The sequence below is a fragment of the Actinoallomurus acaciae genome, from assembly GCF_042429965.1.
Classification (GTDB): domain Bacteria; phylum Actinomycetota; class Actinomycetes; order Streptosporangiales; family Streptosporangiaceae; genus Actinoallomurus; species Actinoallomurus acaciae.
The window spans coordinates 1-4,101 of record NZ_JBHLZP010000639.1 but is presented as its reverse complement, the minus strand read 5'-3'; the positions used below and the strand labels follow the sequence as shown (position 1 = coordinate 4,101).

Genomic DNA, 4,101 nt, shown 5'->3' with positions numbered 1-4,101 from the left:
GGCCGTGCTGGCCGCGGTGACCAGGACGGGCGACCGCCTGCGGCTGCCGACCGGCGGCGTGGTGCCGGGCGAGGGCTACGGCGCGAACGTCGCGTGGACCCCCGAGACCGGCCTGTTCGCCCTGGCGGCCGCGGCGTCGGGCGACCTCACCGCGGCGAAGGGCTGGCTGGACTGGCTGATCGCCAACCGGTCGTCGCTGGGCTCGTTCCCCGAGAAGGTCGACACGGACGGAGACCAGGCCGGCGTCGCGCCGCTGGGCTGGACCTCGGCCCTGGTCGTCCTCGCCCTGACCGCGGACCAGACCGTACTCCCGGCTCCTCCGGCGTAGGGGCGTTCAGCTCTCCGCGACGGCCTCGCGGGCGTCCTCGCCCACGTTGGCGCGGACCCATTCGACGATCTCCTGGGTCGTGGCGCCCGGGGTGAAGACGCGGGCCACGCCGAGCTTCTCGAGTTCGGGAATGTCGGCGTCCGGGATGATGCCGCCGACGAAGACCGGAATGTCGAGCGCGTCGCGTTCTTTCAGCAGGCCGAGGAGGCTCGCGCACAGGGTCATGTGGGCGCCGGACAGGATGGACAGGCCGATGCCGTCGGCGTCTTCCTGCAGGGCCGCCTCGACGATCTGCTCGGGCGTCTGGTGCAGCCCGGTGTAGATGACCTCCATGCCGGCGTCGCGCAGTGCCCTGGCGACCACCTTCGCGCCGCGGTCATGACCGTCCAGACCGGGCTTGGCGACGACGACGCGGATCGGACCAGCCATTCCTGCCTCCTACCGGGCTACCGGATGCTCAGCCTCTTCGCAGAGTAGCCGTACCCAGGAAGAGGCCGGGCGGGCGACCCTTCGCCCGGAAGACGACCTCGTTCACTCACGTGTCCGCGTCGTTCGGGTGCCGTGGCGGAACGAACGTGTCAGAGCAGGCTCGCGAGCAACCGTTCGCGGAAGGTCTCGACGTCGACGCTCACGGCGACCTTCACCGGAGGACGGTCGCTCTCGTCGGCGTGCAGACGGCGGTCCCACAGGGTCGCCCCGCGGGTGTGTTCGCCGCGCAGTTCGACGCGGACCGGGCGGGTCGTGTACTCCCCGAGCGCGGGGTCCAGGGCGAGCATGGCGGCGAGCGCATCGTGGATCACGACGCCGCGCCTGCCCAGCTGCCGCCGGTAGGCCTCGGAGTAGAAGACCAGGATCCGCGTGGCCAGCCGCGACTGACCGGTCGCCCCCTCGGCCAGCCGGTCGAGCCACTCACCGTCGAGCACGGTCGAATGGGTGACGTCGAGGGGCACGAGGGTGATCGGCCAGCCGGCAGCGAAGACCAGTTCGGCCGCCTCCGGGTCGTGCCAGATGTTCGCCTCGGCGTGACCGGTGATGTTGCCCTGGTGGGAGAACGCGCCGCCCATGATGACGACCTCGCGGAACAGCCTGGGCAGAGCGGGCTCGAGCAGGAGCGCGATGGCCAGGTTGGTCAGCGGCCCGATCGCCAGGAGGGTCAGCTCCCCGGGGTTCTCGCGCGCCAGCCGGACGATCTGCTCGGGCGCGGAGATCTCGGCCGGCCCGGCCTCCGGCTCACCCAGGCCGATCTCGCCGAGCCCGTCGGACCCGTGCACGTCGGAGGCCAGGCTCACCGCCTGGGCCATCGGCCGGGCCGCGCCGACCGCGACCGGCACGCCGTGCACGCCCGCGTCTTCGAGCACGCGCAGGGTGTTGAGGGCCCCGACCTCCGGTGCGACGTTGCCGTGCACCGTACCGGCCGCGACGAGGTCGACCTCACCGGCCTTGATCAGCGGCGCGAGGTACAGCAGCGCCAGCGCGTCGTCGATGCCGGTGTCGCAGTCGAGCAGGATCCGCGGTTTCACCATGTCTCCCGGGGGGTTCACTGAGACGGGACGATCGTGAAGACCTCGGCCAGGCGGCCTTCGGGCAGGCCGCCCCGCGCGGCGTTGGCGGACAGGAAGCCGCGCAGCATGCCCTCGAGGTCGTCGTTGCCGGCCACCTGGCTGACGTGCGAGCGCAGGGCCGCCAGCTTGCGGTCGAACACGTCGGTGACGTCGACGAGATGATCCTCCGCCAGCCCGCCGCCGGAGATCCACACCTCGCGGGCGGTCCAGGCCTCCAGGCCCTCGGCGCGCAGTTCGGGGAAGGCGTACGGGTTGCGCGCGTCCGGGTAGATCGCGTCGAGCGCGGCCGAGCCGACCGCGCGGTGGTCGGGGTGGCTCGGGGCCATGCGCCGGTAGTTGCGCTCCGGGCTCGGCACCAGCACCCGGTCGGGCCGTACCTGCCGGACGGCCCGGGCGATGTCGCGCCGCAGGTCAAGGGTGACCTCGACGCGGCCGTCCGGGTACCCGAGGAAGCGGACGTCGGTGACACCCACGCACTTGGCGGCGGCCAGTTGCTCCGCGCGTCGCAACGGCGCCATCTCCCCGCGCGGCACGTCGTCGTCGAAGCCGCCCGCGTCACCGTCGGTGACGATCAGATAGGTGACCTCGATCCCGGCGTCGGTCCACGTCGCGACGGTGCCCGCCGCCGCGAAGTCGACGTCGTCGGGATGGGCCATCACCACGAGCGCACGCGTCACGTCTTCGATCACCGTCACATCTTAGGTCGATCAACAACATCACGCCCTTTACGGGCTGTCTCCGTACAACTCTGGCGTTTTGCGTGGCCGCGGGGTATCCCGGACAGATGAAGAAACTGATCGATGCCGTTGACGACGTCGTCCTCGACGCGATGCGCGGCATGGCCGCGGCCCATCCCTCCCTGCGCGTGGACCTTGAGCAGCGCGTGATCGTACGGGCCGACGCCCCGCGTACGGGAAAGGTCGGGCTGGTCTCGGGCGGGGGTTCGGGGCACGAGCCGTTGCACGGGGGGTTCGTGGGGTACGGGATGCTCGACGCGGCGTGCCCGGGCGAGGTGTTCACCTCACCAGTGCCCGACCAGATCCTCGCGGCGACGACCGCGGTCTCCGGCGGTGCGGGCGTCGTGCACATCGTGAAGAACTACACCGGCGACGTGCTCAACTTCCAGATGGCCGCCGAGTTGGCCGAGGACGAGGACATCGAGGTCGTCCCGGTGTTGATCGACGATGACGTCGCCGTGCAGGACAGCACGTACACGGCCGGCCGCCGCGGCACCGGCGCCACCGTCTTCGCCGAGAAGATCGCGGGCGCGCTGGCGGAGTCGGGCGGCGCGCTGGCCGACGTCGCCGGCGTGGCCAAGGAGGTCAACGAGCGGAGCCGGTCGTTCGGCGTCGCGTTGACGGCCTGTACGGTCCCGGCCGCCGGCCGGCCGACGTTCGAGCTGGGCGAGGACGAGATCGAGCTGGGCATCGGCATCCACGGCGAGCCGGGCCGCGAGCGGGTGCGGCTGCGGACCGCCACCGAGATCGTCGACGCCGCGCTGTCGGCGATCGATGAGGACATATCGCTGTCGGGGTCCGAGTTGCTCGTTATGGTCAACGGCATGGGCGGAACCCCGCTGATGGAGCTGTACGGCGCGTACGCCGCGGCGGAGAAGTGGCTGGCCGGGCACGGTGCGACCGTCTCCCGGCGGCTGGTCGGCAACTATGTGACGAGCCTGGAGATGGCGGGCTGCATGATCTCGGTCTGCCGGCTCACGCCCCGGCTGACCGAGCTGTGGGACGCGCCGGTCGAGACCCCGGGCCTGCGGTGGGGGCGCTGATGGACGCGTACGCGTGGATGATCCGGTTCTCGGAGCTGGTGACCGCCGACGCCGAACGGCTGACCCGGCTCGACTCGGCTATCGGTGACGGCGACCACGGCTCGAACCTCGACCGCGGCATGCGCGCCGCCGCCGAGGCCCTGAGCAAGGACCTGCCGCCGGGCAAGGTACTGATCACGGCGGGGCGGACGCTGGTCTCCAAGACCGGTGGCGCGTCCGGCCCGCTGTACGGCACCGCGCTCCGGCGCGCCGGCAAGGCCCTGGGCGATGCCCCCGATGTCGGCGCGACGGAGCTGGGCGCGGCCCTGCGCGCCGCGCTGGAGGGCGTACAGCAACTCGGCAAGGCCGAGGAGGGCGACAAGACCATGGTCGACGCCCTGGCCCCGGCGGTGGCCGCCTTCGAGGCGGCGGCCGGCGAAGGCCTCGCGGCT

At 72.0% G+C, this 4,101-nt stretch carries 5 protein-coding genes and 1 pseudogene; 3 read left to right on the top strand and 3 right to left on the bottom strand.

The genetic code is table 11. From position 1 onward, the window contains the following. A pseudogene (locus tag ACFFNX_RS43945) lies at positions 1-328 on the top strand (glycoside hydrolase family 15); the annotation flags it as partial. Positions 329-334: 6 nt separating this feature from the next. Here ACFFNX_RS43945 and icmB read toward each other — a convergent pair. From icmB to ACFFNX_RS43930, 3 genes are all read right to left on the bottom strand, one after another. Then, the gene (gene icmB / locus ACFFNX_RS43940) at positions 335-757 is read right to left on the bottom strand and encodes a coenzyme B12-dependent isobutyryl CoA mutase small subunit (protein WP_378212193.1); all 423 of its coding nucleotides are present in this window, start codon (positions 755-757) and stop codon (positions 335-337) included. A gap of 149 nt (positions 758-906) precedes the next feature. Beyond that, complete coding sequence (locus tag ACFFNX_RS43935; protein WP_378212192.1) at positions 907-1,848, bottom strand: nucleoside hydrolase; 942 nt, start codon at positions 1,846-1,848, stop codon at positions 907-909. A 17-nt stretch (positions 1,849-1,865) separates the two neighbouring features. Next, on the bottom strand, positions 1,866-2,546 hold the full coding sequence (locus tag ACFFNX_RS43930; protein WP_378212194.1) for a PIG-L deacetylase family protein: 681 nt from the start codon (positions 2,544-2,546) through the stop codon (positions 1,866-1,868). Positions 2,547-2,674: 128 nt separating this feature from the next. Here ACFFNX_RS43930 and dhaK point away from each other — a divergent pair, with 128 nt between their 5' ends. Continuing rightward, positions 2,675-3,670: a dihydroxyacetone kinase subunit DhaK gene (gene dhaK, locus ACFFNX_RS43925; RefSeq protein ID WP_378212191.1), complete on the top strand. Its 996-nt coding sequence runs from the start codon at positions 2,675-2,677 to the stop codon at positions 3,668-3,670. Beyond that, positions 3,670-4,101 (top strand): dihydroxyacetone kinase subunit DhaL (gene dhaL, locus ACFFNX_RS43920; RefSeq protein ID WP_378212190.1); only part of this gene is annotated, 432 nt, incomplete at its 3' end. The genes dhaK and dhaL, both read left to right, overlap by 1 nt.

Bases quoted from the DNA above. Each gene is read 5' to 3' on its own strand.
- ACFFNX_RS43930 (WP_378212194.1), bottom strand. From the start codon at position 2,546: ATGGCCCATCCCGACGACGTCGACTTCGCGGCGGCGGGCACCGTCGCG.
- dhaK (WP_378212191.1), top strand. From the start codon at position 2,675: ATGAAGAAACTGATCGATGCCGTTGACGACGTCGTCCTCGACGCGATG.
- icmB (WP_378212193.1), bottom strand. From the start codon at position 757: ATGGCTGGTCCGATCCGCGTCGTCGTCGCCAAGCCCGGTCTGGACGGT.